Raw genomic sequence first — 26,031 nt, forward strand, 5'->3', positions numbered from 1 at the left:
ATGCCCTACTTCTTCTTGGCTTCTTTACGACGGACGACTTCGTCCGCGTAGCGCACACCTTTGCCTTTATACGGCTCTGGTGGACGGAAGTCGCGGATCTCGGCGGCCACTTGACCTACCAGCTGCTTGTCGATGCCCTTGATCAGGATATCGGTCTGGCTAGGAGTCTCAGCGGTGATGCCTTCCGGCAGTTCGTAATCCACTGGGTGCGAGAAGCCAAGAGCCAGGTTCAGAACCTGACCTTTTGCTTGCGCTTTGTAACCAACACCGACCAGCTGGAGCTTGCGCTCGAAGCCTTGGCTTACGCCCTGGACCATGTTGTTTACCAACGCACGCGTGGTACCGGCCATTGCGCGAGTTTGTTGATCGCCATTGCGAGCAGCGAAACGCAGCTCACCAGCTTCTTCAACGATCTCAACGGACGAATGGATGTTCAGTTCAAGAGTGCCCTTGGCACCCTTCACCGAAAGCTGTTGGCCTGCGAATTTGACTTCGACACCGGCTGGCAGCTTAACGGGGTTCTTAGCGACGCGAGACATGCTTATCCCCCCTTAGAACACAGTGCAAAGAACTTCGCCGCCGACACCGGCAGCGCGCGCAGCACGATCAGTCATCACACCTTTGTTGGTGGAGACGATAGACACGCCAAGACCGCCACGAACTTTCGGCAGATCTTCAACGGACTTGTACTGACGCAGGCCTGGACGACTAACGCGCTTCACTTCTTCGATAACCGGACGGCCTTCGAAGTACTTCAGCGAGATGGACAGCGACGGCTTGGCGTCGGTGGTGATCTGAAAATCCGCGATGTAACCTTCGTCCTTCAGGACTTTTGCTACAGCAGCCTTCAACGTGGAAGACGGCATGCTTACGACAGACTTTTCAGCCATCTGGGCATTACGGATTCGAGTTAGCATGTCCGCTAACGGGTCCTGCATACTCATGGGCTAGACGCTCCTAATACAAAAAAATTAGCCTTGCGGCTACTACTTGTCGCCGAGAACTTCCGGGCAGAAAAACACGGGCTCAGGCGAGCCGGTCATTCTAGACACACCCCAGAAATGAATCAAGCCCCAAAAGGGGCTTGATTCAGATTCAAGGCCACCGATGGTCAGGTTCTTGCGAACCCGAACATCGAGACTTTGACAACAATTACCAGCTGGCTTTAACCAGACCTGGCACGTCACCACGCATTGCAGCTTGACGCAGCATGTTACGGCCGAGGCCGAACTTGCGGTACACGCCGTGCGGACGACCAGTCAGGCGGCAACGGTTACGCATGCGCGAAGCGCTTGCGTCACGTGGTTGCTTCTGCAGAGCTACGGTAGCTTCCCAACGCGCTTCTGGACTTGCGTTCAGATCGACGATGATAGCTTTCAGCGCTGCACGCTTGGTGGCGTACTTGGCAACGGTGAGCTGACGCTTCAGCTCACGGTTCTTCATGCTCTTCTTGGCCATTTTCCTACTCCAATCAGTTGCGGAACGGGAATTTGAAAGCACGCAGCAGAGCGCGGCCTTCATCATCGTTCTTGGCAGTGGTGGTCAGGGTAATGTCCAGACCGCGGAGAGCATCGATCTTGTCGTAGTCGATTTCCGGGAAAATGATCTGCTCTTTCACGCCCATGCTGTAGTTGCCGCGACCATCGAAGGACTTGGCATTCAGGCCGCGGAAGTCGCGAACCCGAGGCAGGGAGATCGACAGCAGACGATCCAGGAACTCGTACATACGCTCACGGCGCAGGGTCACTTTGACGCCGATCGGCCATCCTTCGCGGACTTTAAAGCCAGCAATGGATTTACGAGCGTAGGTCACAACGACTTTCTGGCCGGTGATCTTTTCCAGGTCAGCAACAGCGTGCTCGATGACTTTTTTGTCGCCGATCGCTTCGCCCAGACCCATGTTCAGGGTGATTTTGGTAACGCGCGGAACTTCCATCACGTTCGAAAGCTTAAGTTCTTCCTTAAGTTTCGGAGCGATTTCCTTCCGGTAAATCTCTTTTAGTCGTGCCATGGTCTTCTACCTAGCAGTGTTCAAGCATCAACCGCTTTTTGGGTCGACTTGAAGACACGAATTTTCTTACCGTCTTCTACTTTGAAACCAACGCGGTCAGCCTTGTTGGTTTCGCCGTTGAAGATGGCGACGTTGGAAGCGTGCAGTGGCGCTTCTTTCTCGACGATACCGCCCTGTACGCCCGACATCGGGTTAGGCTTGGTATGACGCTTGACCAGGTTCAGACCACCAACAACCAGACGGTTGTCAGCAAGAACCTTCAGCACCTTACCGCGCTTACCTTTGTCTTTGCCGGCGATCACGATGATCTCGTCGTCACGACGAATCTTTTGCATGTCGGATCTCCTTACAGCACTTCTGGGGCGAGCGAGACGATCTTCATGAACTTCTCAGTACGAAGTTCACGGGTCACTGGCCCAAAGATACGGGTGCCGATCGGCTCTTGCTTGTTGTTCAGAAGAACAGCAGCGTTGCCATCAAAGCGGATAATGGAGCCATCAGCACGACGTACGCCGTGACGAGTGCGGACTACAACAGCAGTCATCACTTGGCCTTTTTTCACTTTACCGCGAGGAATTGCTTCCTTCACGGTAACTTTGATGATGTCACCGATACCAGCGTAACGACGATGGGAGCCACCCAGCACCTTGATGCACATAACACGGCGAGCGCCGCTGTTATCGGCCACATCGAGCATGGATTGAGTCTGAATCATATAATTTCTCCGACCCCTAGCCCTTAGACTTCCACAGCGCGTTCGAGAACATCAACCAGCGCCCAAGACTTGGTCTTGGCCATCGGACGAGTTTCACGAATAGTGACTTTGTCGCCGATGTGGCACTGATTGGTTTCGTCGTGCGCGTGCAGCTTAGTCGAACGCTTAACGTATTTACCGTAGATCGGGTGCTTTACGCGACGCTCGATCAGAACGGTGATGGTTTTGTCCATCTTGTCGCTGACAACACGGCCAGTCAGCGTACGGACAGTTTTTTCGGCTTCAGCCATGATCACTTACCTGCCTGCTGGTTGAGCACAGTCTTCACGCGAGCGATGTCACGCTTAACTTGCGAGAGCAGATGAGACTGCCCCAACTGGCCAGTTGCTTTCTGCATGCGCAGATTGAACTGGTCGCGCAGCAAGCCGAGCAGTTGCTCGTTCAGCTGCTGTGCGGATTTTTCACGAAGTTCATTCGCTTTCATCACATCACCGTCCGTTTAACAAAGGAGGTGGCGAGCGGCAGCTTTGCAGCAGCCAGGGCGAAAGCCTCACGCGCCAGCTCTTCAGAAACACCCTCGATTTCATACAGGACTTTGCCTGGCTGAATCTGGGCAACCCAGTACTCCACGTTACCCTTACCTTTACCCATACGAACCTCGAGAGGTTTCTTGGAAATCGGCTTGTCCGGGAATACACGGATCCAGATCTTGCCGCCACGTTTTACGTGACGGGTCAGAGCACGACGCGCTGACTCGATCTGACGAGCGGTGAGACGACCACGAGCAACAGACTTCAGCGCGAACTCGCCGAAGCTGACTTTGCTACCGCGCAGAGCCAGACCACGGTTGTGGCCGGTCATCTGCTTGCGGAACTTCGTACGCTTTGGTTGCAACATTTGGCGTACCCCTTACTTAGCAGCTTTTTTACGAGGCGCTGGTGCTTGTGGTTTCAGTTCTTCTTGGCGACCACCAATAACTTCGCCTTTGAAGATCCAAACCTTTACACCGATCACACCGTAAGTGGTGTGAGCTTCGTAGTTGGCATAGTCGATGTCGGCACGCAGGGTGTGCAGTGGCACACGACCTTCGCGATACCATTCAGTACGTGCGATTTCAGCACCGCCGAGACGACCGCTCACTTGGATTTTGATGCCTTTGGCACCAATGCGCATGGCGTTCTGTACAGCGCGCTTCATAGCGCGACGGAACATTACACGACGCTCCAGCTGCTGAGCTACGCTCTGCGCAACCAGCATACCGTCGAGCTCCGGCTTGCGGATCTCTTCGATATTGATGTGCACAGGCACACCCATTTGCTTGGTCAGGTCCTGACGCAGTTTCTCAACATCTTCACCTTTCTTCCCGATAACGATACCTGGACGAGCGGTGTGGATGGTGATGCGTGCAGTTTGGGCCGGACGATGGATATCGATACGGCTTACGGACGCGCTTTTTAGTTTGTCTTGGAGATACTCACGCACTTTCAGATCTGCGAACAAGTAGTCCGCATAAGTCCGACCGTCTGCGTACCAGACGGAGGTGTGCTCCTTGACGATTCCCAGGCGAATGCCAATGGGATGTACTTTCTGACCCATCTCTTCGACTCCGTTACTTGTCAGCAACCTTGACAGTGATATGGCAAGACCGCTTGACGATGCGATCAGCACGGCCTTTGGCACGTGGCATGATGCGCTTCAGCGAACGCCCTTCGTTGACGAAAACGGTGCTGACCTTCAGGTCATCAACGTCTGCGCCTTCGTTATGCTCGGCGTTGGCTACGGCCGACTCCAGCACTTTCTTCATGATCTCGGCGGCTTTCTTACTGCTGAAAGCCAACAGGTTGAGCGCTTCGCCCACCTTCTTCCCGCGGATCTGGTCGGCGACCAAGCGGGCTTTCTGGGCGGAGATTCGAGCGCCCGACAACTTAGCGGCTACTTCCATTTCCTTACCCCTTAACGCTTGGCTTTCTTGTCAGCCACGTGCCCGCGATAGTTGCGGGTACCGGCGAACTCGCCCAGTTTGTGGCCGACCATGTCTTCGTTAACGAGAACTGGGACGTGCTGACGACCGTTGTGTACTGCGATGGTCAGACCGACCATTTGTGGCAGGATCATCGAACGACGCGACCAGGTTTTAATTGGTTTGCGATCGTTCTTTTCCGCCGCCACTTCGATCTTCTTCAGTAGGTGAAGATCAATAAAAGGACCTTTTTTCAGAGAACGTGGCACTGTCGTATCCCTCTATTTACTTGCGACGACGGACGATCATTTTGTCGGTACGCTTATTACCACGAGTCTTCGCGCCCTTAGTCGGGAAGCCCCATGGCGATACCGGATGACGACCACCAGAGGTACGACCTTCACCACCACCATGTGGGTGGTCAACCGGGTTCATGGCAACACCACGAACGGTTGGGCGAACGCCACGCCAGCGTTTGGCACCAGCTTTACCCAGCGAACGCAGGCTGTGCTCGGAGTTCGAGACTTCACCCAGGGTCGCACGGCATTCAGCCAGGACTTTACGCATTTCACCGGAACGCAGACGCAGGGTCACGTAGACACCTTCACGAGCGATCAGCTGAGCCGAAGCACCAGCGGAACGAGCGATCTGTGCACCTTTACCTGGCTTCAATTCGATGCCGTGTACGGTAGAACCGACTGGAATGTTGCGCAGTTGCAGAGCGTTGCCTGGCTTGATTGGAGCCAGAGCGCCTGCGATCAGCTGGTCGCCAGCACTCACGCCTTTAGGGGCGATGATGTAGCGACGCTCGCCGTCTGCGTAGCACAGCAGTGCGATGTGAGCAGTACGGTTTGGATCGTATTCGATACGCTCGACAGTGGCGACGATGCCATCTTTGTCGTTGCGACGGAAATCGACCATACGGTAATGCTGCTTATGACCACCACCGATGTGACGAGTGGTAATACGGCCATTGTTGTTACGACCACCAGACTTCGATTTTTTCTCGAGCAGCGGTGCGTGAGGAGCGCCTTTATGCAGCTCCTGGTTGACCACCTTGACCACAAAACGGCGGCCAGGGGAAGTCGGTTTGCATTTAACGATTGCCATGATGCACCCCTTCCTTACTCAGCACTGCTGCTGAAATCGAGATCTTGGCCTGGCTGAAGGGAGATAACTGCCTTCTTCCAGTCATTACGCTTGCCCAGACCGCGAGCAGTGCGCTTGCTCTTACCCAGAACGTTCAGGGTAGTGACGCGCTCTACTTTCACGCTGAACAGGCTTTCGACGGCCTTCTTGATTTCCAGCTTGGTTGCATCAGTAGCAACCTTGAAAACGAACTGGCCTTTCTTGTCTGCCAGAACCGTAGCCTTCTCGGAAACGTGCGGGCCAAGCAGAACTTTAAATACGCGTTCCTGGTTCATCCCAGCAGCTCCTCGAATTTCTTCACGGCCGACACGGTGATCAACACCTTGTCGTATGCGATCAGACTAACTGGATCGGAACCTTGCACGTCACGTACATCTACGTGCGGCAGGTTGCGAGCAGCCAGGTACAGGTTCTGATCAACAGCGTCCGACACGATCAGAACGTCGGTCAGGCTCATGTTGTTCAGTTTGCCCAGCAGATCTTTGGTTTTCGGAGTTTCAACAGCGAAATCCTGAACCACGACCAGACGATCAGTACGCACCAGCTCAGCAAGGATGGAACGCATTGCTGCGCGATACATCTTCTTGTTCAGCTTCTGGGAGTGATCCTGTGGACGAGCTGCGAAAGTGGTACCGCCGCCACGCCAGATTGGGCTACGGATAGTACCGGCACGAGCACGGCCAGTACCTTTCTGACGCCATGGGCGCTTGCCGCCACCACGAACGTCGGAACGGGTCTTCTGCTGCTTGCTACCTTGACGGCCGCCGGCCATGTAGGCCACGACTGCTTGGTGAACCAGCGTCTCGTTGAATTCGCCGCCAAATGTCAGTTCGGAAACTTCGATCGCTTGAGCGTCATTTACATTTAATTGCATGTCAGCTTCCCCTTAACCGCGAGCCTTGGCTGCTGGACGTACAACCAGGTTGCCGCCAGTAGCGCCAGGAACAGCACCCTTGACCAACAACAGATTGCGTTCAGCGTCCACGCGCACTACTTCCAGGGACTGCACGGTCACGCGCTCAGCGCCCATATGACCGGACATTTTTTTGCCCTTGAATACACGACCAGGAGTCTGGCACTGGCCGATAGAGCCTGGGACGCGGTGGGATACGGAGTTACCGTGGGTGTTATCTTGCCCGCGGAAATTCCAACGCTTGATCGTACCCTGGAAGCCTTTACCCTTGGACTGACCGGTTACATCAACCAGTTGACCAGCGGCGAAGATTTCAGCGTTGATCAGATCGCCAGCCTGGTACTCGCCTTCTTCAAGGCGGAATTCCATGGTGGTGCGACCAGCGGCAACGTTCGCTTTAGCGAAGTGGCCAGCCTGAGCTGCTGTTACACGCGAAGCGCGACGCTCGCCGACAGTGACTTGCACTGCACGATAGCCATCGGTCTCTTCAGTTTTGAACTGGGTGACGCGATTCGGCTCGATCTCAATGACCGTGACCGGAATGGAGACACCTTCTTCGGTGAAAATACGGGTCATACCGCATTTACGACCGACTACACCAATAGTCATGTTGTAAACCTCATGAGTGTACGGGGCTTTCACCCGCTATGGCCGCCCATTTCAGAGCGTTACACGACCAAGACCGAGTCTTAGCCGAGGCTGATCTGCACTTCCACACCGGCCGCAAGATCAAGCTTCATCAGCGCGTCAACGGTTTTATCCGTTGGCTGGACGATGTCCAGAACACGCTTATGAGTGCGGATCTCGTACTGGTCACGCGCGTCTTTGTTGACGTGCGGGGAAACCAGAACGGTGAACCGCTCTTTACGGGTAGGCAGTGGAATTGGACCACGCACTTGAGCACCAGTACGTTTCGCGGTTTCCACGATTTCCTGGGTTGATTGGTCGATCAGGCGATGGTCAAAAGCCTTCAACCTGATACGGATTTGCTGATTTTGCATTGGATTTCAGACTCCGGCTGCTATTCCCACCGGGCGCAATACGCCCGTTAAAAGGAGGCGCAATTCTATAGACGCCCCCGATAGGTGTCAACCCAATAAAAAAGCCCCCGCTGAGCGGGGGCTTTTTCAACTCATCAAGCTGACTTTAAAAGTCTTACTCGATGATTTTGGCTACGACGCCAGCGCCGACGGTACGACCGCCTTCACGGATAGCGAAACGCAGACCATCTTCCATCGCGATGGTTTTGATCAGGGTAACAGTCATCTGAATGTTGTCACCTGGCATTACCATTTCAACGCCTTCTGGCAGCTCGCAGTTACCAGTCACGTCAGTAGTACGGAAGTAGAACTGCGGACGGTAGCCTTTGAAGAACGGAGTGTGACGACCGCCTTCTTCCTTGCTCAGAACGTAAACTTCTGCGGTGAACTTGGTGTGCGGCTTGACCGAACCTGGCTTGACCAGAACCTGGCCACGCTCAACGTCGTCACGCTTGGTACCACGCAGCAGAACGCCGCAGTTCTCGCCAGCACGACCTTCGTCGAGCAGCTTGCGGAACATTTCAACACCGGTGCAAGTAGTAACGGTGGTGTCACGCAGACCAACGATTTCCAGCGGATCCTGAACGCGAACGATACCGCGCTCGATACGACCAGTCACAACAGTACCGCGACCCGAGATCGAGAATACGTCTTCGATTGGCATCAGGAATGGCTTGTCGATCATACGAACTGGTTCTGGGATGTAGGCATCCAGAGTTTCAACCAGTTTCTTGACGGCAGTGGTGCCCATCTCGTTGTCGTCTTTGCCTTCCAGCGCCATACGAGCCGAACCGATGATGATCGGAGTGTCGTCGCCCGGGAAGTCGTAAGTCGACAGCAGGTCACGAACTTCCATCTCAACCAGTTCCAGCAGCTCAGCGTCGTCTACCAGGTCAGCCTTGTTCAGGAAGACCACGATGTACGGAACGCCAACCTGACGGGACAGCAGGATGTGCTCACGGGTTTGCGGCATCGGACCATCAGCGGCCGAGCAAACCAGGATAGCGCCGTCCATCTGAGCAGCACCGGTGATCATGTTCTTCACGTAGTCAGCGTGACCCGGGCAGTCAACGTGAGCGTAGTGACGGATCTTCGAGTTGTACTCAACGTGCGCGGTGTTGATGGTGATACCGCGAGCTTTTTCTTCTGGTGCGCTGTCGATCTTGTCGAAGTCAACGATTGCAGAACCGAAAACTTCGGAGCAAACGCGAGTCAGAGCAGCAGTCAGAGTGGTTTTACCGTGGTCAACGTGACCGATGGTGCCAACGTTGACGTGCGGTAGGGAACGATCAAATTTTTCTTTAGCCACGACAATTAACTCCTAGCCTAAAGGGGCTGAATCAGCCTTGTTTTTTGGTTACGGATTCGACGATGTGCGACGGAGCCGTATCATATTTTTTGAATTCCATAGAGTAGCTTGCGCGACCCTGGGACATGGAACGAACGTCGGTCGCATAACCGAACATCTCACCCAGTGGAACCTCGGCACGGATAACCTTGCCGGACACTGTGTCTTCCATACCCTGGATCATGCCGCGACGACGGTTAAGGTCGCCCATCACATCACCCATATAGTCTTCAGGCGTAACAACCTCTACCGCCATGATCGGCTCGAGCAACTCACCACCACCCTTCTGGGCCAGTTGCTTGGTCGCCATGGAAGCAGCCACTTTAAACGCCATCTCGTTGGAGTCGACGTCGTGGTAAGAACCATCGAACACGGTAGCCTTCAGGCCGATCAGCGGATAGCCGGCAACAACGCCGTTCTTCATCTGCTCTTCGATACCCTTCTGGATAGCCGGGATGTATTCCTTAGGAACCACACCACCTACAACTTCGTTCACGAATTGCAGACCTTCCTGACCTTCGTCAGCAGGAGCAAAACGGATCCAGCAGTGACCGAACTGGCCGCGACCACCGGACTGACGAACGAACTTGCCTTCGATTTCACAGTTCTTCGTGATGCGCTCACGATACGAAACCTGAGGCTTGCCGATGTTGGCTTCGACGTTGAACTCACGGCGCATCCGGTCAACCAGGATGTCCAGGTGCAGCTCGCCCATGCCGGAGATGATCGTCTGACCAGTCTCTTCATCAGTTTTAACGCGGAAAGACGGGTCTTCCTGAGCAAGTTTGCCCAGAGCGATACCCATTTTTTCCTGGTCATCCTTGGTCTTAGGCTCTACGGCAACCGAAATAACCGGCTCCGGGAAGTCCATGCGAACCAGGATGATTGGCTTGTCAGCGTTGCAGAGGGTTTCACCAGTGGTGACGTCCTTCATGCCGATCAGGGCCGCGATGTCACCAGCGCGTACTTCCTTGATCTCTTCACGGGCGTTTGCGTGCATTTGCACCATACGACCCACGCGCTCTTTCTTGCCTTTGACCGAGTTGATCACGCCGTCGCCGGAGTTCAACACGCCCGAGTAAACGCGGACGAAGGTCAGAGTACCCACGAATGGGTCGGTAGCGATCTTGAACGCCAGAGCCGCGAAAGGCTCGTTGTCGTCTGCATGACGCTCCATCTCTTCTTCCTCGTTATCAGGGTTGGAACCCTTGATAGCAGGAATGTCGGTCGGAGCAGGCAGGTAGTCGATAACGGCGTCGAGAACCAGGGGAACGCCCTTGTTCTTGAACGAAGAACCGCAAACGGCCAGAACGATTTCGCCGGCGATAGTACGCTGACGCAAAGCAGCCTTGATCTCTTCGATCGACAGCTCTTCGCCTTCCAGGTACTTGTTCATCAGCTCTTCGTTGGCTTCGGCGGCAGCTTCAACCATGTTGTTGCGCCACTCTTCCGCCAGCTCTTGCAGCTCGGCAGGAATGTCCTTGCGAACAGGAACCATACCTTTGTCGGAGTCGTTCCAGTAGACAGCTTGCATGTTGATCAGATCGATCTGACCCTGGAAGTTGTCTTCGGAACCGATGGCCAACTGGATCGGCACCGGAGTGTGACCCAGACGCTGCTTGATCTGACCGATCACGCGCAGGAAGTTGGCGCCGGCACGGTCCATCTTGTTTACGTAAACAAGACGTGGAACGCCGTATTTGTTGGCTTGACGCCATACGGTTTCCGACTGCGGCTCAACACCCGAAGTACCGCAGAACACAACGACAGCGCCGTCGAGTACGCGCAGGGAACGCTCAACTTCAATGGTGAAGTCAACGTGGCCCGGGGTATCGATTACGTTGAAACGGTGCTCGTGAGAGTACTGCTTCTCGGAACCTTTCCAGAAGGCGGTAATGGCAGCAGAAGTAATGGTAATACCACGCTCCTGCTCCTGAACCATCCAGTCTGTGGTCGCGGCGCCATCATGCACCTCGCCCATTTTGTGACTTTTGCCGGTGTAAAACAGTACGCGCTCGGTGGTGGTGGTTTTACCAGCATCCACGTGAGCGACGATACCGATGTTACGGTAGCGGCTAATCGGAGTAGTACGAGCCATAAAGCCCTCGCAAAATTAGTGAAGCTAAAATTAGAAGCGGTAGTGCGAGAAAGCTTTGTTAGCTTCGGCCATACGGTGCACGTCTTCACGCTTCTTAACAGCAGCACCTTTACCTTCAGCAGCATCCAGCAGTTCGCCAGCCAAACGCAGAGCCATAGACTTCTCGCCGCGCTTACGGGCGAAGTCTACCAACCAGCGCATTGCCAGAGCGTTACGACGGGAAGGACGAACCTCGACCGGAACCTGGTAAGTAGCACCACCAACGCGGCGCGACTTCACTTCGACCAGCGGAGCGATGGCGTCGAGTGCTTTTTCGAAGAGTTCCAGGGGATCGGTGCCAGCCTTACGGGCCGCAACGGTTTCCAGGGCACCATAAACGATACGCTCGGCAACGGCTTTCTTGCCGCTTTCCATAACGTGGTTCATGAATTTGGCGAGGATCTGGCTTCCGTATTTCGGATCGTCCAGAATCTCACGCTTTGCTGCTACGCGACGTCTTGGCATGATAAGCCCTCAAGCGGTCTTCAGGTTAGCTCGGGACAGATCCAGAGGATGCGTGCCCGACCTTACTCTTATCGACTCAATAAAATAAAAATCTGCAAAACGGCCGATTACTTCGGACGCTTGGTACCGTACTTCGAACGACCCTGGTTACGGCCTTTAACGCCGGAAGTATCCAAGGAGCCGCGAACGGTGTGGTAACGAACACCTGGCAAGTCTTTTACACGACCGCCGCGGATCAGTACCACGCTGTGCTCTTGCAGGTTGTGGCCTTCACCACCGATGTACGAGGAAACCTCGAAACCGTTGGTCAGACGCACACGGCATACTTTACGCAGTGCCGAGTTAGGTTTTTTCGGCGTGGTGGTGTACACACGGGTGCACACGCCACGACGTTGCGGGCAGTTCTGCAGCGCAGGCACGTCGGATTTCTCGACGATACGCTTACGCGGCTGACGTACCAGCTGGTTGATAGTTGCCATCTACTAGCTCCACTGTTGTCTTGCGACGCTATTGTCTTGCAAGAAAAGCAAAATGGCAGGAACGAATTCCCGCCAAATTTAGGGGATCAAGAGTCTAAAGAGGATCTTGATTCCAGTCAAGGCAAGGCCCCGACCTCCCCTCCCATCGAACCTTGACTTGATGTCTCGATTCGACGAACGGAGCGATCAGGGCCTCACTCTCGTTTATCGCAGAACTCAGTTACCGCTCGAGTTCAGCGCTTCGGTCAGTGCAGCTTCCACTTCACTGGCGCTTACGCGCAACGGCTTGTCGGCATCACGGCGACGCTTGCGCTCGCTGTGATAGGCAAGACCGGTACCGGCCGGGATCAGACGACCCACGACTACGTTTTCTTTCAGGCCGCGCAGGTAATCGCGCTTGCCGGTGACTGCCGCTTCGGTCAGTACGCGAGTGGTTTCCTGGAAGGAAGCCGCCGAGATGAACGATTCGGTGGACAACGACGCCTTGGTGATACCCAGCAGAACGCGAGTGAACTTGGAGACAAACTTGTCTTCCGCGCTCAGACGTTCGTTCTCGACCAGAACGTGAGTCAGTTCCATCTGGTCGCCCTTGATGAAGCTGGAATCGCCGGACTCGGAGATCTCAACTTTACGCAGCATCTGACGCAGGATGGTCTCGATGTGCTTGTCGTTGATCTTCACGCCTTGCAGACGATAAACGTCCTGGATCTCGTTGACGATGTACTTGGCCAGCGCGCTCACACCCAGCAGACGCAGGATGTCGTGCGGATCGCTTGGACCGTCGGAGATAACTTCGCCGCGGTTTACCTGTTCGCCTTCGAAGACGTTCAGGTGACGCCACTTCGGAATCAGCTCTTCGTACGGATCGCTACCGTCGTTCGGGGTAATGACCAGACGGCGCTTGCCCTTGGTCTCTTTACCGAACGCGATGGTGCCGCTGACTTCAGCCAGAATCGACGCTTCTTTCGGACGACGCGCTTCGAACAGGTCGGCAACACGCGGCAGACCACCGGTGATGTCACGGGTCTTCGAAGTTTCCTGCGGGATACGAGCGATAACATCACCGATCGCAATCTTCGCACCGTCAGCCACACCGACCAGGGCGTTGGCTGGCAGGAAGTACTGAGCGATTACGTCAGTGCCTGGCAGCAACAGATCCTTGCCGTTGTCGTCGACCATCTTCACTGCAGGACGAATTTCTTTGCCCGCTGCAGGACGATCTTTCGCGTCGAGTACTTCAATGTTGGTCATACCGGTCAATTCGTCAGTCTGACGCTTGATCGTGATGCCTTCTTCCATGCCCACGTAGGTCACGGTACCTTTCATTTCGGTAACGATCGGGTGAGTGTGCGGATCCCACTTGGCCACGATTGCGCCAGCGTCGACCTTGTCACCTTCTTTAACCGAAATCACAGCACCGTACGGCAGCTTGTAACGCTCGCGCTCACGACCGAAATCGTCAGCGATTGCCAGCTCACCGGAACGGGACACAGCAACCAGGTGACCATCCACTCGCTCGACGTGCTTCAGGTTGTGCAGACGGACGGTACCGCCATTCTTCACCTGAACGCTGTCGGCTGCGGAAGTACGGCTTGCCGCACCACCGATGTGGAACGTACGCATGGTCAGCTGGGTACCCGGCTCACCGATGGACTGGGCAGCGATAACGCCGACCGCTTCACCGATGTTCACCTGGTGACCACGAGCCAGATCACGGCCGTAGCACTTGGCGCAAATGCCATAGCGGGTTTCGCAGCTGATCGGCGAACGCACGATCACTTCGTCGATGCTGTTCAGCTCGATGAATTCGACCCACTTCTCGTCTACCAGAGTACCGGCAGGAACGATGACGTCCTCGGTGCCTGGCTTGAATACGTCACGGGCAATGACACGACCCAATACGCGCTCACCCAGCGGCTCTACAACGTCACCGCCTTCAATGTGCGGAGTCATCAGCAGACCGTGTTCAGTGCCGCAATCGATCTCGGTTACAACCAGATCCTGCGCCACGTCTACCAGACGACGAGTCAGGTAACCGGAGTTCGCAGTTTTCAACGCGGTATCCGCCAGACCTTTACGAGCACCGTGAGTCGAGATGAAGTACTGAAGTACGCTCAAACCTTCACGGAAGTTCGCAGTAATCGGCGTTTCAATGATGGAACCGTCCGGCTTGGCCATCAGACCACGCATACCGGCCAGCTGACGAATCTGTGCTGCGGAACCCCGCGCACCCGAGTCGGCCATCATGTACATCGAGTTGAAAGACTCTTGATCGACTTCGTCGCCGTGACGGTCGATGACTTTCTCTTTCGAGAGGTTGGCCATCATCGCCTTGGAAACTTCGTCGTTCGCTTTCGACCAGAGGTCGATCACTTTGTTGTACTTCTCGCCCTGGGTTACCAGGCCGGAGGCGTACTGGCTCTCGATCTCTTTCACTTCGTCGGTGGCTGCACCGATGATGCGGGCTTTTTCATCCGGGATAACGAAGTCGTTAACACCGATCGAAACGCCGGAGATGGTCGAGTAAGCGAAACCGGTGTACATCAACTGGTCAGCGAAGATCACGGTCTCTTTCAGACCAACCACGCGGTAGCACTGGTTGATCAGCTTGGAGATCGCCTTTTTCTTCATCGGCAGGTTGACGACGTCGAACGACAGACCTTTCGGCACAACCTGGAACAGCAGCGCACGGCCGACAGTGGTGTCGACGATACGGGTACCGCTCACGCTGTTGCCGTCACGGTCGTTGACGGTTTCGTTGATACGAACCTTGACCTTGGCGTGCAGTGCAGCTTCGCCGGCACGGAACACACGGTCGACTTCCTGCAGATCCGCGAACACACGACCTTCGCCCTTGGCGTTGATCGCTTCACGAGTCATGTAGTACAGACCCAATACAACGTCCTGCGACGGAACGATGATTGGCTCACCGTTGGCTGGCGACAGAATGTTGTTGGTCGACATCATCAACGCACGCGCTTCGAGCTGGGCTTCCAGTGTCAGCGGTACGTGCACGGCCATTTGGTCGCCGTCGAAGTCGGCGTTGTACGCGGCGCAGACCAGCGGGTGCAGCTGGATAGCCTTACCTTCGATCAGTACCGGTTCAAACGCCTGGATACCCAGACGGTGAAGGGTCGGTGCACGGTTGAGAAGAACCGGGTGTTCGCGAATCACTTCAGCGAGAACGTCCCAAACCTCTGGCAGTTCGCGCTCGACCATTTTCTTGGCAGCTTTGATGGTGGTCGCCAGACCACGCATTTCCAGCTTGCCGAAAATGAACGGCTTGAACAGCTCGAGAGCCATCTTCTTCGGCAGACCGCACTGGTGCAGACGCAGGGTCGGGCCTACGGTAATTACCGAACGACCGGAGTAGTCAACACGCTTACCGAGCAAGTTCTGACGGAAACGACCCTGCTTACCCTTGATCATGTCAGCCAGGGATTTCAGAGGACGCTTGTTGGAACCGGTGATAGCGCGGCCACGACGACCGTTGTCGAGCAGTGCATCGACAGCTTCCTGCAACATGCGCTTTTCGTTGCGCACGATGATGTCCGGAGCCGACAGATCCAGCAGGCGCTTCAAACGGTTGTTACGGTTGATCACTCGACGATACAGATCGTTGAGGTCGGAGGTCGCGAAACGACCGCCATCCAGCGGGACCAGTGGACGCAGATCTGGCGGCAGAACCGGCAGAACGGTCAGCACCATCCACTCTGGCAGGTTGCCGGAACCCTGGAAGGCTTCCATCAACTTCAGACGCTTGGACAGCTTCTTGATCTTGGTTTCCGAGTTGGTTTGCGGAATCTCTTCGCGCAGACGGCCAATCTCGTGCTCCAGGTCGATAGCGTGCAGCAGTTCACGGACAGCTTCAGCACCCATGCGGGCATCGAAATCGTCACCGAACTCTTCAAGCGCTTCGAAATACTGCTCGTCGTTCAGCAGCTGACCTTTTTCAAGGGTGGTCATGCCTGGATCGATAACGACATAGCTCTCGAAGTAGAGAACGCGCTCGATATCACGCAGGGTCATGTCCATCAGCAGGCCGATACGGGACGGCAGCGATTTCAGGAACCAGATGTGGGCAACCGGCGAAGCCAGTTCGATGTGCGCCATGCGCTCACGACGAACCTTGGCCAGTGCAACTTCAACGCCGCACTTCTCGCAGATCACACCACGGTGCTTCAAGCGCTTGTACTTACCGCACAGACACTCGTAATCCTTTACCGGGCCAAAGATCTTGGCGCAGAACAGGCCGTCACGCTCAGGTTTGAACGTACGGTAGTTGATGGTTTCCGGCTTTTTAACTTCACCGAACGACCACGAACGGATCATCTCCGGCGAGGCCAATCCGATACGGATGGCGTCGAACTCTTCGACTTGACCCTGGTTTTTCAGCAAATTCAGTAGGTCTTTCAAGGCCTTTCCTCCTGGCGGAGCAGAGAGCGGGCAATCCTGCCCCGCTCTCGATTCGCGTCACGTGTTATTCGGTTTCCAGATCGATATCGATGCCGAGGGAACGAATTTCCTTGATCAACACGTTGAAGGACTCGGGCATGCCCGGCTCCATACGGTGATCGCCATCCACGATGTTCTTGTACATCTTGGTACGGCCGTTCACATCGTCCGACTTCACTGTGAGCATTTCTTGCAGAGTGTAAGCAGCACCGTATGCTTCCAGTGCCCAGACCTCCATCTCCCCGAAACGCTGACCACCGAACTGCGCCTTACCACCCAGCGGCTGCTGGGTAACCAGGCTGTAAGAACCGGTAGAACGCGCGTGCATCTTGTCGTCTACCAAGTGGTTCAGCTTCAGCATGTACATGTAGCCAACGGTAACTGGACGCTCGAACTTGTTGCCGGTACGGCCGTCGGTCAGCTGCATCTGGCCGCTTTCCGGCAGGTCTGCCAGTTTCAGCATGGCCTTGATTTCGCTTTCCTTGGCGCCGTCGAACACTGGAGTGGCCATTGGAACGCCGCCACGCAGGTTGTTCGCCAGATCGAGGATTTCCTGATCGGAGAAGCTGTCCAGATCTTCGTTACGACCGCCGATCTGGTTGTAGATCTCGTCCAGGAAAGTGCGCAGTTCAGCGACTTTACGCTGCTCTTCGACCATCCGGTTGATCTTCTCGCCCAGACCTTTGGCCGCGAGGCCCAGGTGGGTTTCGAGGATCTGACCAACGTTCATACGCGAAGGTACGCCCAGCGGGTTGAGGACCACGTCGACCGGGGTGCCATTGGCATCGTGCGGCATGTCTTCAACCGGCATGATCACGGAGACCACACCCTTGTTACCGTGACGACCGGCCATCTTGTCGCCCGGCTGGATGCGGCGACGGATTGCCAGGTAAACCTTGACGATTTTCAGCACGCCTGGAGCCAGGTCATCGCCCTGCTGCAGTTTGCGCTTCTTGTCTTCGAACTTGTCGTCCAGCAGACGGCGACGATCAACGATGTAGGCCTGAGCCTTCTCGAGCTGCTCGTTCAGCGCATCTTCAGCCATGCGCAGTTTGAACCACTGGCCGTGCTCAAGACCGTCGAGTACTTCGTCGGTGATGTCCTGACCTTTCTTCAGGCCGGCGCCGCCTTCGGCCTTGTGGCCTACCAGTGCGGAACGCAGACGTTCGAAAGTCGCGCCTTCAACGATGCGGAACTCTTCGTTCAGATCCTTGCGGATCTCGTCCAGCTGGGACTTCTCGATCGACAGTGCACGAGCATCACGCTCAACGCCGTCGCGGGTGAAGACCTGTACGTCGATGACAGTACCTTTGGTGCCGGTTGGCACGCGCAGGGAGGTGTCTTTAACGTCGCTGGCTTTTTCACCGAAGATTGCACGCAGCAGTTTTTCTTCCGGAGTCAGTTGGGTCTCGCCTTTCGGAGTGACCTTACCCACCAGAATGTCGCCTGCGCCTACTTCAGCACCTACGTAAACGATACCGGCTTCGTCCAGCTTGTTCAGTGCAGCTTCACCCACGTTCGGGATGTCCGCAGTGATTTCCTCTGGGCCAAGCTTGGTGTCACGGGCCACACAGGTCAGTTCCTGAATGTGGATCGTGGTGAAACGGTCTTCCTGAACAACACGCTCGGACAGGCAGATGGAGTCTTCGAAGTTGAAGCCGTTCCATGCCATGAACGCGATGCGCATGTTCTGACCCAGTGCCAGCTCACCCATGTCGGTGGACGGGCCGTCGGCCATGATGTCGCTACGCTGAACCCGATCACCTTTACGTACCAGCGGACGCTGGTTGATGCAGGTGTTCTGGTTCGAGCGGGTGTATTTGGTCAGGTTGTAGATGTCGACACCGGCTTCACCGGTTTCAACTTCGTCATCGGCAACACGAACCACGATACGGCTGGCGTCGACGGAGTCGATCACGCCACCACGACGAGCCACGACGCAAACGCCGGAGTCACGGGCTACGTTACGCTCCATGCCGGTACCTACCAGCGGCTTGTCAGCGCGCAGAGTCGGTACAGCCTGACGCTGCATGTTCGAACCCATCAACGCACGGTTGGCGTCGTCGTGCTCGAGGAACGGAATCAGCGACGCTGCAACCGACACAACCTGCTTCGGCGAAACGTCCATCAGGGTGACGTCTTCCGGCGCCTTGACGGTGAATTCGTTCAGGTGACGTACGGCAACCAGTTCGTCGATCAGGACTTTCTGCTCGTTCATGGTCGCCGAAGCCTGCGCGATCACGTGATCGGCTTCTTCAATAGCGGACAGGAACACGATCTCGTCGGTGACCACACCCTCTTTCACCACGCGGTACGGGCTTTCCAGGAAGCCGTACTGGTTGGTGCGAGCGTACGCAGCCAGGGAGTTGATCAGGCCGATGTTCGGACCTTCCGGCGTTTCAATCGGGCAGACACGACCGTAGTGAGTCGGGTGTACGTCACGGACTTCGAAGCCTGCGCGCTCACGAGTCAGACCGCCAGGGCCGAGTGCAGAGACACGACGCTTGTGGGTGATCTCGGACAGCGGGTTGTTCTGGTCCATGAACTGCGACAGCTGGCTGGAACCGAAGAACTCTTTCACCGCCGCAGCCACTGGCTTGGCGTTGATCAGGTCTTGCGGCATCAGGCCTTCGCTTTCAGCCATCGACAGACGCTCTTTGACCGCACGCTCAACACGTACCAGGCCAACGCGGAACTGGTTCTCGGCCATTTCGCCTACGCAGCGAACACGACGGTTACCCAAGTGGTCGATGTCATCGACGATGCCTTTACCGTTACGGATGTCGACCAGAGTCTTCAGTACCGCGACGATGTCTTCCTTGCACAGCACGCCCGAACCTTCGATCTCGGTACGACCGATACGACGGTTGAACTTCATCCGGCCGACCGCAGACAGGTCATAACGCTCAGGGCTGAAGAACAGGTTGTTGAACAGGGTCTCGGCAGCGTCTTTGGTTGGCGGCTCGCCCGGACGCATCATGCGATAGATCTCGACCAGCGCTTCCAACTGGTTGCTGGTGGAGTCGATCTTCAGTGTGTCGGAGACGAACGGACCACAGTCGATGTCGTTGGTGTACAGGGTCTCGATGCGAACGACCTGGGCCTTGGCGATCTTTGCCAGGACTTCAGTGTTCAGCTCGGTGTTGCATTCGGCCAGGATTTCGCCGGTAGCCGGGTGCACGATAGCCTTGGCGGTGGTGCGGCCGAGGACGTAGTCCAGTGGCACGTCCAGCGTCTTGATACCGGCTTTCTCGATCTGGTTGATGTGGCGCGCGGTAATACGGCGGCCTTGCTCAACGATGACCTTGCCCTTCTCGTCCTGGATGTCCAGAACCGCAACTTCACCACGCAGGCGCGATGGCACCAGTTCCAGGCTGAGGGTTTCGCCGCTCAGGTGGAATACGTTGGTGGTGTAGAACGCGTCCAGCACTTCTTCGGTGGTGTAACCGAGTGCGCGCAGCAGTACCGAAGCCGGCAGTTTGCGACGACGGTCGATACGCACGAAGACGCAGTCTTTCGGGTCGAATTCGAAGTCCAGCCACGAACCGCGGTAAGGAATGATGCGAGCCGAGTACAGCAGTTTGCCGGAGCTGTGCGTCTTGCCGCGGTCGTGGTCGAAGAACACGCCCGGGGAACGGTGCAGCTGGGAAACGATAACACGCTCGGTACCGTTGATTACGAAGGTACCGTTCTCAGTCATCAGGGGGATTTCACCCATGTAGACTTCTTGCTCTTTGATGTCCTTGATCGCTTTGTTCGACGATTCTTTGTCGAAAATGATCAGGCGCACTTTTACCCGCAAAGGTACGGCGAAAGTTACACCGCGCAATACGCATTCTTTGACATCAAATGCCGGTTCGCCCAGGCGATAACCGACGTACTCCAGCGCAGCATTGCCGGAGTAGCTGATGATCGGGAAAACGGATTTGAAGGCCGCATGCAGGCCCACGTCGCGGAACTGATCTTTAGTCGCTCCCGCTTGCAAGAATTCACGATACGAATCCAGCTGGATGGCCAGGAGGTAAGGCACATCCATGACGTCCGGCAACTTGCTAAAGTCCTTGCGGATACGTTTTTTCTCAGTATATGAGTAAGCCATCAGCGTTCCCCAGCTTGGTCACCTGCTTGTTTGGCCCCTCCCGACGGGAGCAGCCAGAAAATCGTGCAAACCCCATGGTTTGCGCCACCGCATCGGGTGGTTACAGCGCCTTTATCAGCACCGACCCAGTCGGCTGCCAATAACGGAAAAAGGCCGGTGGCAAGAGCCACCAGCCATCAGCCTGTCGCTTGACGCTCGGGCTGGAGGAGCAAAGTCGATGCTTACTTCAGCTCGACTTTAGCGCCTGCTTCTTCCAGCTTCTTCTTGGCGTCTTCAGCCGCTTCTTTCGAAACGCCTTCAGCTACAACCTGAGGAGCGCCGTCTACTTTCTCTTTGGCTTCTTTCAGGCCCAGACCGGTCAGTTCACGAACTGCCTTGATCACGTTAACCTTCTTCTCGCCAGCTTCCAGCAGAACAACGTTGAACTCGGTTTGCTCTTCAACAGCAGCAGCAGCTACAGCTGGGCCAGCCGAAGCGGCAGCAGCGGTAACACCGAAGGTTTCTTCCATCGCTTTGATCAGCTCAACGATTTCCACTACGGATTTCTGGCCGATTGCTTCGATGATTTGTTCGTTAGTCAGAGACATGACTCAATTCCTGAATTGGGGGACGGCCTACGCGACCATCGAAATAAACAAAAAACGCGAGAAGTGACGAGCCTTAGGCTGCGGCAGCTTCTTTCTGGTCGCGAATTGCCGCCAGAGTACGAGCCAATTTGCTGGTTGCGCCTTGAATCACGCTCATCAGCTGAGAAATTGCTTCGTCACGGGTCGGCAGAGTTGCCAGTACGTCGATCTGATTAGCTGCGAGGAACTTGCCCTCGAACGCAGCTGCCTTGATCTCGAACTTGTCCTGACCCTTGGCAAACTCTTTGAAGATACGGGCAGCAGCGCCCGGATGTTCGTTCGAGAATGCAATCAGGGTCGGGCCGGTGAACACGTCGTTGAGAACACTGTATTGAGTGTCAGCAACAGCGCGCTTGAGCAGGGTGTTACGTACAACACGTACGTAAACGCCAGCTTCACGAGCCTCTTTACGGAGTCCGGTCATTGCGCCTACTGTTACGCCACGTGCATCAACCACGACAGCGGACAGAGCGACTTTGGCAGCCTCGTTGACTTCAGCGACGATGGCCTTCTTGTCTTCGAGATTAATTGCCACGGGTTTAACTCCTGCTTGTTACCGTTTCATTCGATCGGAACCGAATGTCGTTTTGGTGTCTGATTCGGTAAGGAACCGGGAGCACCATCTGCGTAGGCTTGAGGTTTAAGGCTTGCGCCGCCTACGGTCTTGGATAGCCCCCGCCAGGCAGGGACCCCAATCTTTCAATTGGCGCGGCAATCCGCGCCAACCTTTGTCTTACGCGTCGAGCGAGCTCTGGTCGATAACCAGACCTGGGCCCATAGTGGTGCTCAGGGTAACGCGCTTGACGTAAATACCTTTCGAGGAAGCTGGCTTGATACGCTTCAGATCAGCGATCAGGGCTTCAACGTTTTCCTTCAGCTTGACGGCGTCGAAGCCGATCTTGCCAACGGAAGTGTGGATGATGCCGTTTTTGTCGGTGCGATAACGAACCTGACCAGCCTTGGCGTTCTTGACCGCGTTGGCTACGTCTGGAGTTACGGTGCCGACTTTAGGGTTAGGCATCAGGCCACGTGGACCGAGGATCTGACCCAACTGACCTACAACGCGCATGGCATCCGGGGATGCGATCACTACGTCATAGTTCAGATCGCCGCCTTTCATTTCGGCAGCCAGGTCGTCCATACCTACACGATCAGCGCCGGCAGCCAGAGCGGCCTCAGCAGCTGGACCCTGGGTGAACACAGCAACGCGAACGGTCTTGCCAGTGCCGTGTGGCAGCACAGTAGCGCTACGAACAACCTGGTCGGATTTACGCGGGTCTACACCCAGGTTTACAGCAACGTCGAACGACTCGCTGAACTTGACAGTCGACAGCTCGGCCAGCAGAGCAGCGGCGTCTACAATGTTGTAGGCCTTGCCTGCTTCGATTTTGCCGGCGATAGCCTTTTGACGCTTGGTCAGCTTAGCCATTACACACCCTCCACGTTAAGGCCCATGCTACGAGCAGAACCGGCGATAGTACGCACGGCTGCATCCATATCAGCTGCAGTCAGATCCGCGTTTTTGGTTTTCGCGATTTCTTCCAGCTGAGCACGGGTAACAGTGCCAACCTTAACGGTGTTCGGACGAGCGGAACCGCTGGTCAGACCGGCCGCCTTCTTCAGCAGAACCGAAGCAGGGGTGGATTTGGTTTCGAAAGTGAAGCTACGGTCGCTGTAGACAGTGATGATCACTGGAGTCGGCAGACCTGGCTCAAGACCCTGAGTACGGGCGTTGAAAGCCTTGCAGAATTCCATGATGTTCACGCCGTGCTGACCCAGAGCAGGACCAACCGGTGGACTTGGGTTAGCCTGAGCGGCCTTCACTTGCAGCTTGATGTAAGCGGTAATCTTCTTGGCCATGAGGCACTCCAATTACGGGTTCGAACGCCTCGAAAGGCTCCCCGGTTACTTGCGCGTTTATCCCAGTGACGACAAAACCCCACAGCCTAAGGCTGCGGGGTTGGGATTGCTTGTCCAGTTAGACCTTCTCGACCTGACTGAACTCGAGCTCCACCGGAGTAGAGCGACCGAAAATGAGCACTGCCACTTGGATCCGGCTCTTTTCGTAGTTAACTTCTTCCACAACGCCGTTGAAATCAGCGAATGGACCGTCATTGACACGTACCGTCTCGCCCGGCTCGAACAAAGTCTTCGGCTTCGGCTTGTCGCTACCATCAGCAACGCGACGCAGAATCGCTTCTGCCTCTTTATCTGTAATTGGCGCAGGCTTGTCAGCGGTACCGCCGATAAAACCCATCACCCGAGGAGTATCCTTGACCAAGTGCCAAGTACCCTCGTTCATATCCATCTGGACCAGCACATAGCCTGGAAAGAACTTACGTTCGCTTTTGCGCTTCTGGCCGTTACGCATCTCAACCACTTCTTCAGTGGGAACCAGAATCTCGCCGAAGCCATCTTCCATGCCAGCCAGCTTTACGCGCTCGATCAGCGAGCGCATCACATGCTTCTCGTAACCCGAGTAAGCATGCACAACATACCAACGCTTAGCCACGGGACACCCTTAGCCGACAATCAAGGAAACAAGCCAGCCGAGCAGGGAATCAAGACCCCACAACAGCAACGCCATAACCAGAACAACAGCCACGACAATCAGCGTGGTCTGCGTGGTTTCTTGGCGAGTTGGCCACACGACTTTACGAATCTCGGTGCGAGCTTCCTTAACCAGTACAAAGAAAGACTTGCCCTTCGCGGTCTGCAAGCCTACAAAGGCAGCTACAGCAGCAATGGCAAGCAAAGCGAGTACACGGTACAGGATCGGCGAAGCAGCGTAATACTGATTGCCAACAACGCCAACAACTACCAAAGCGACTACTACAAGCCACTTGAGCAGATCGAAGCGAGAGCCTTGAGCTTCAGCTTTAGGAGTCATCTATGAAGATCCTGTGAAAAGAAAGCCAGACACACCGAGTGAATCTGGCAGGTCAGGAGGGAATCGAACCCCCAACCTACGGTTTTGGAGACCGTCGCTCTGCCAATTGAGCTACTGACCTAAAACAAAATCAGGCCGACCATTATGCCGGCCCGAAAAATACATTACAACCGCTTATTCGATGATTTTGGCTACGACACCAGCGCCGACGGTACGACCGCCTTCACGGATAGCGAAACGCAGACCGTCTTCCATCGCGATGGTTTTGATCAGGGTAACAGTCATCTGAATGTTGTCACCTGGCATTACCATTTCAACGCCTTCTGGCAGCTCGCAGTTACCAGTCACGTCAGTAGTACGGAAGTAGAACTGTGGACGATAGCCTTTGAAGAACGGAGTGTGACGACCACCTTCTTCCTTGCTCAGAACGTAAACTTCTGCGGTGAACTTGGTGTGCGGCTTGACCGAACCTGGCTTGACCAGAACCTGGCCACGCTCAACGTCGTCACGCTTTGTACCACGCAGCAGAACGCCGCAGTTCTCGCCAGCACGACCTTCGTCGAGCAGCTTGCGGAACATTTCAACACCGGTGCAAGTAGTAACGGTGGTGTCACGCAGACCAACGATTTCCAGCGGGTCCTGAACGCGAACGATACCGCGCTCGATACGACCAGTCACAACAGTACCGCGACCCGAGATCGAGAATACGTCTTCGATTGGCATCAGGAATGGCTTGTCGATCATACGAACTGGTTCCGGGATGTAGGCATCCAGAGTTTCAACCAGTTTCTTGACGGCAGTGGTGCCCATCTCGTTGTCGTCTTTGCCTTCCAGCGCCATACGAGCCGAACCGATGATGATCGGAGTGTCGTCGCCCGGGAAGTCGTAAGTCGACAGCAGGTCACGAACTTCCATCTCAACCAGTTCCAGCAGCTCAGCGTCGTCTACCAGGTCAGCCTTGTTCAGGAAGACCACGATGTACGGAACGCCAACCTGACGGGACAGCAGGATGTGCTCACGGGTTTGCGGCATCGGACCATCAGCGGCCGAGCAAACCAGGATAGCGCCGTCCATCTGAGCAGCACCGGTGATCATGTTTTTCACGTAGTCAGCGTGACCTGGGCAGTCAACGTGAGCGTAGTGACGGATCTTCGAGTTGTACTCAACGTGCGCGGTGTTGATGGTGATACCGCGAGCTTTTTCTTCTGGTGCACTGTCGATCTTGTCGAAGTCAACGATTGCAGAACCGAAAACTTCGGAGCAAACGCGAGTCAGAGCAGCAGTCAGAGTGGTTTTACCGTGGTCAACGTGACCAATGGTCCCAACGTTGACGTGGGGCAGGGAACGATCAAATTTTTCCTTAGCCATCGATATCACCCTCTACAGAAGAAATTAGACAAACAATATCAACCATTAAAACAAAGGCAGATATTTTCATATCTGCCTTGTTATATGGAGCTCTTGAGCGGATTTGAACCGCTGACCTCACCCTTACCAAGGGTGTGCTCTACCAACTGAGCTACAAGAGCAAAACCCTTTTGCACAACCTGCAAACTTGGAGCGGGTAGCGGGAATCGAACCCGCATCATCAGCTTGGAAGGCTGAGGTTCTACCACTAAACTATACCCGCGGAGCCTGCAGCTCACGCTTAAATCTGGTGGAGGGAGAAGGATTCGAACCTTCGAAGTCGTAGACGTCAGATTTACAGTCTGATCCCTTTGGCCGCTCGGGAACCCCTCCTAAT

Annotated in this window: 30 protein-coding genes and 4 tRNA genes; all 34 read right to left on the reverse strand. The window is 55.4% G+C overall.

What is annotated here, in order from left to right; all coding sequences use genetic code 11:
• Nucleotides 1-5 precede the first annotated feature (5 nt).
• Nucleotides 6-539, reverse strand: coding sequence for a 50S ribosomal protein L6 (rplF, locus tag AB4N85_RS18675; RefSeq protein WP_003228722.1), 534 nt, complete (start codon nt 537-539; stop codon nt 6-8).
• A gap of 12 nt (nt 540-551) precedes the next feature.
• A complete protein-coding gene (gene rpsH / locus AB4N85_RS18680; protein ID WP_016772944.1) occupies nt 552-944 on the reverse strand; it encodes a 30S ribosomal protein S8 in 393 nt (130 codons plus the stop codon).
• Nucleotides 945-1,152: 208 nt separating this feature from the next.
• Nucleotides 1,153-1,458 (reverse strand): 30S ribosomal protein S14, encoded by a 306-nt coding sequence (gene rpsN / locus AB4N85_RS18685; RefSeq protein ID WP_003186042.1) that lies wholly within the window; start codon nt 1,456-1,458, stop codon nt 1,153-1,155.
• Nucleotides 1,459-1,471: 13 nt separating this feature from the next.
• On the reverse strand, nt 1,472-2,011 hold the full coding sequence (gene rplE / locus AB4N85_RS18690) for a 50S ribosomal protein L5 (RefSeq protein WP_003210069.1): 540 nt from the start codon (nt 2,009-2,011) through the stop codon (nt 1,472-1,474).
• A 20-nt stretch (nt 2,012-2,031) separates the two neighbouring features.
• The gene (gene rplX / locus AB4N85_RS18695; RefSeq protein ID WP_003186046.1) at nt 2,032-2,346 is read right to left on the reverse strand and encodes a 50S ribosomal protein L24; all 315 of its coding nucleotides are present in this window, start codon (nt 2,344-2,346) and stop codon (nt 2,032-2,034) included.
• Between the two features lie 11 nt (nt 2,347-2,357).
• The gene (gene rplN / locus AB4N85_RS18700; RefSeq protein ID WP_002555479.1) at nt 2,358-2,726 is read right to left on the reverse strand and encodes a 50S ribosomal protein L14; all 369 of its coding nucleotides are present in this window, start codon (nt 2,724-2,726) and stop codon (nt 2,358-2,360) included.
• Between the two features lie 23 nt (nt 2,727-2,749).
• Nucleotides 2,750-3,016 carry a 30S ribosomal protein S17 gene (gene rpsQ, locus AB4N85_RS18705; RefSeq protein ID WP_003194644.1) on the reverse strand — a complete coding sequence of 89 codons (267 nt, stop codon included), beginning with the start codon at nt 3,014-3,016 and terminating at the stop codon, nt 2,750-2,752.
• Between the two features lie 2 nt (nt 3,017-3,018).
• Complete coding sequence (gene rpmC, locus AB4N85_RS18710; protein WP_002555481.1) at nt 3,019-3,210, reverse strand: 50S ribosomal protein L29; 192 nt, start codon at nt 3,208-3,210, stop codon at nt 3,019-3,021.
• Entirely contained in the window at nt 3,210-3,623 is a 414-nt protein-coding gene (gene rplP, locus AB4N85_RS18715; protein ID WP_003228729.1) for a 50S ribosomal protein L16, read from the reverse strand. Before rplP ends, rpmC begins: the two co-directional genes overlap by 1 nt.
• Nucleotides 3,624-3,635: 12 nt before the next feature.
• On the reverse strand, nt 3,636-4,322 hold the full coding sequence (gene rpsC, locus AB4N85_RS18720; protein WP_003176422.1) for a 30S ribosomal protein S3: 687 nt from the start codon (nt 4,320-4,322) through the stop codon (nt 3,636-3,638).
• Between the two features lie 13 nt (nt 4,323-4,335).
• On the reverse strand, nt 4,336-4,668 hold the full coding sequence (gene rplV / locus AB4N85_RS18725) for a 50S ribosomal protein L22 (protein WP_003103908.1): 333 nt from the start codon (nt 4,666-4,668) through the stop codon (nt 4,336-4,338).
• 11 nt (nt 4,669-4,679) lie between these two features.
• A complete protein-coding gene (gene rpsS, locus AB4N85_RS18730) occupies nt 4,680-4,955 on the reverse strand; it encodes a 30S ribosomal protein S19 (RefSeq protein WP_011336172.1) in 276 nt (91 codons plus the stop codon).
• A gap of 16 nt (nt 4,956-4,971) precedes the next feature.
• Nucleotides 4,972-5,796, reverse strand: a complete 825-nt coding sequence (gene rplB / locus AB4N85_RS18735) for a 50S ribosomal protein L2 (protein ID WP_016772943.1) — start codon at nt 5,794-5,796, stop codon at nt 4,972-4,974.
• Nucleotides 5,797-5,810: 14 nt separating this feature from the next.
• On the reverse strand, nt 5,811-6,110 hold the full coding sequence (rplW, locus tag AB4N85_RS18740; RefSeq protein WP_002555488.1) for a 50S ribosomal protein L23: 300 nt from the start codon (nt 6,108-6,110) through the stop codon (nt 5,811-5,813).
• Entirely contained in the window at nt 6,107-6,709 is a 603-nt protein-coding gene (gene rplD, locus AB4N85_RS18745) for a 50S ribosomal protein L4 (protein WP_003228735.1), read from the reverse strand. The genes rplW and rplD overlap by 4 nt, the downstream gene beginning before the upstream one ends.
• A gap of 12 nt (nt 6,710-6,721) precedes the next feature.
• The gene (gene rplC / locus AB4N85_RS18750; protein ID WP_003228738.1) at nt 6,722-7,357 is read right to left on the reverse strand and encodes a 50S ribosomal protein L3; all 636 of its coding nucleotides are present in this window, start codon (nt 7,355-7,357) and stop codon (nt 6,722-6,724) included.
• A gap of 80 nt (nt 7,358-7,437) precedes the next feature.
• Complete coding sequence (gene rpsJ, locus AB4N85_RS18755) at nt 7,438-7,749, reverse strand: 30S ribosomal protein S10 (RefSeq protein ID WP_003186070.1); 312 nt, start codon at nt 7,747-7,749, stop codon at nt 7,438-7,440.
• 154 nt (nt 7,750-7,903) lie between these two features.
• A complete protein-coding gene (tuf, locus tag AB4N85_RS18760) occupies nt 7,904-9,097 on the reverse strand; it encodes an elongation factor Tu (protein ID WP_064361246.1) in 1,194 nt (397 codons plus the stop codon).
• A gap of 31 nt (nt 9,098-9,128) precedes the next feature.
• A complete protein-coding gene (gene fusA, locus AB4N85_RS18765; protein WP_016772942.1) occupies nt 9,129-11,234 on the reverse strand; it encodes an elongation factor G in 2,106 nt (701 codons plus the stop codon).
• Nucleotides 11,235-11,264: 30 nt separating this feature from the next.
• Nucleotides 11,265-11,738: a 30S ribosomal protein S7 gene (gene rpsG, locus AB4N85_RS18770; protein WP_016772941.1), complete on the reverse strand. Its 474-nt coding sequence runs from the start codon at nt 11,736-11,738 to the stop codon at nt 11,265-11,267.
• A gap of 107 nt (nt 11,739-11,845) precedes the next feature.
• A complete protein-coding gene (rpsL, locus tag AB4N85_RS18775; RefSeq protein ID WP_003186084.1) occupies nt 11,846-12,217 on the reverse strand; it encodes a 30S ribosomal protein S12 in 372 nt (123 codons plus the stop codon).
• A gap of 216 nt (nt 12,218-12,433) precedes the next feature.
• Entirely contained in the window at nt 12,434-16,633 is a 4,200-nt protein-coding gene (gene rpoC / locus AB4N85_RS18780) for a DNA-directed RNA polymerase subunit beta' (RefSeq protein WP_016772940.1), read from the reverse strand.
• 64 nt (nt 16,634-16,697) lie between these two features.
• Entirely contained in the window at nt 16,698-20,771 is a 4,074-nt protein-coding gene (gene rpoB, locus AB4N85_RS18785; RefSeq protein WP_016772939.1) for a DNA-directed RNA polymerase subunit beta, read from the reverse strand.
• Between the two features lie 221 nt (nt 20,772-20,992).
• Nucleotides 20,993-21,358, reverse strand: a complete 366-nt coding sequence (gene rplL, locus AB4N85_RS18790; RefSeq protein WP_007962228.1) for a 50S ribosomal protein L7/L12 — start codon at nt 21,356-21,358, stop codon at nt 20,993-20,995.
• Nucleotides 21,359-21,431: 73 nt separating this feature from the next.
• Nucleotides 21,432-21,932 (reverse strand): 50S ribosomal protein L10, encoded by a 501-nt coding sequence (gene rplJ, locus AB4N85_RS18795; RefSeq protein ID WP_008081912.1) that lies wholly within the window; start codon nt 21,930-21,932, stop codon nt 21,432-21,434.
• Between the two features lie 198 nt (nt 21,933-22,130).
• On the reverse strand, nt 22,131-22,826 hold the full coding sequence (gene rplA, locus AB4N85_RS18800; protein ID WP_024014523.1) for a 50S ribosomal protein L1: 696 nt from the start codon (nt 22,824-22,826) through the stop codon (nt 22,131-22,133).
• A complete protein-coding gene (rplK, locus tag AB4N85_RS18805; RefSeq protein ID WP_003176435.1) occupies nt 22,826-23,257 on the reverse strand; it encodes a 50S ribosomal protein L11 in 432 nt (143 codons plus the stop codon). Before rplK ends, rplA begins: the two co-directional genes overlap by 1 nt.
• A gap of 118 nt (nt 23,258-23,375) precedes the next feature.
• Nucleotides 23,376-23,909 carry a transcription termination/antitermination protein NusG gene (gene nusG / locus AB4N85_RS18810; RefSeq protein WP_007957598.1) on the reverse strand — a complete coding sequence of 178 codons (534 nt, stop codon included), beginning with the start codon at nt 23,907-23,909 and terminating at the stop codon, nt 23,376-23,378.
• A gap of 9 nt (nt 23,910-23,918) precedes the next feature.
• Nucleotides 23,919-24,287, reverse strand: a complete 369-nt coding sequence (secE, locus tag AB4N85_RS18815; RefSeq protein WP_016772937.1) for a preprotein translocase subunit SecE — start codon at nt 24,285-24,287, stop codon at nt 23,919-23,921.
• A gap of 45 nt (nt 24,288-24,332) precedes the next feature.
• Nucleotides 24,333-24,408: transfer RNA gene (locus AB4N85_RS18820), tRNA-Trp, on the reverse strand.
• Nucleotides 24,409-24,461: 53 nt separating this feature from the next.
• Nucleotides 24,462-25,655 carry an elongation factor Tu gene (gene tuf / locus AB4N85_RS18825; protein ID WP_064361246.1) on the reverse strand — a complete coding sequence of 398 codons (1,194 nt, stop codon included), beginning with the start codon at nt 25,653-25,655 and terminating at the stop codon, nt 24,462-24,464.
• A gap of 85 nt (nt 25,656-25,740) precedes the next feature.
• Nucleotides 25,741-25,816, reverse strand: a tRNA-Thr gene (locus AB4N85_RS18830).
• Between the two features lie 27 nt (nt 25,817-25,843).
• Nucleotides 25,844-25,917 (reverse strand) — tRNA-Gly (locus AB4N85_RS18835).
• A gap of 25 nt (nt 25,918-25,942) precedes the next feature.
• Nucleotides 25,943-26,027: transfer RNA gene (locus tag AB4N85_RS18840), tRNA-Tyr, on the reverse strand.
• Between the last annotated feature and the right edge of the window lie 4 nt (nt 26,028-26,031).

The organism is Pseudomonas sp. H1_G08 (genome assembly GCF_054681355.1).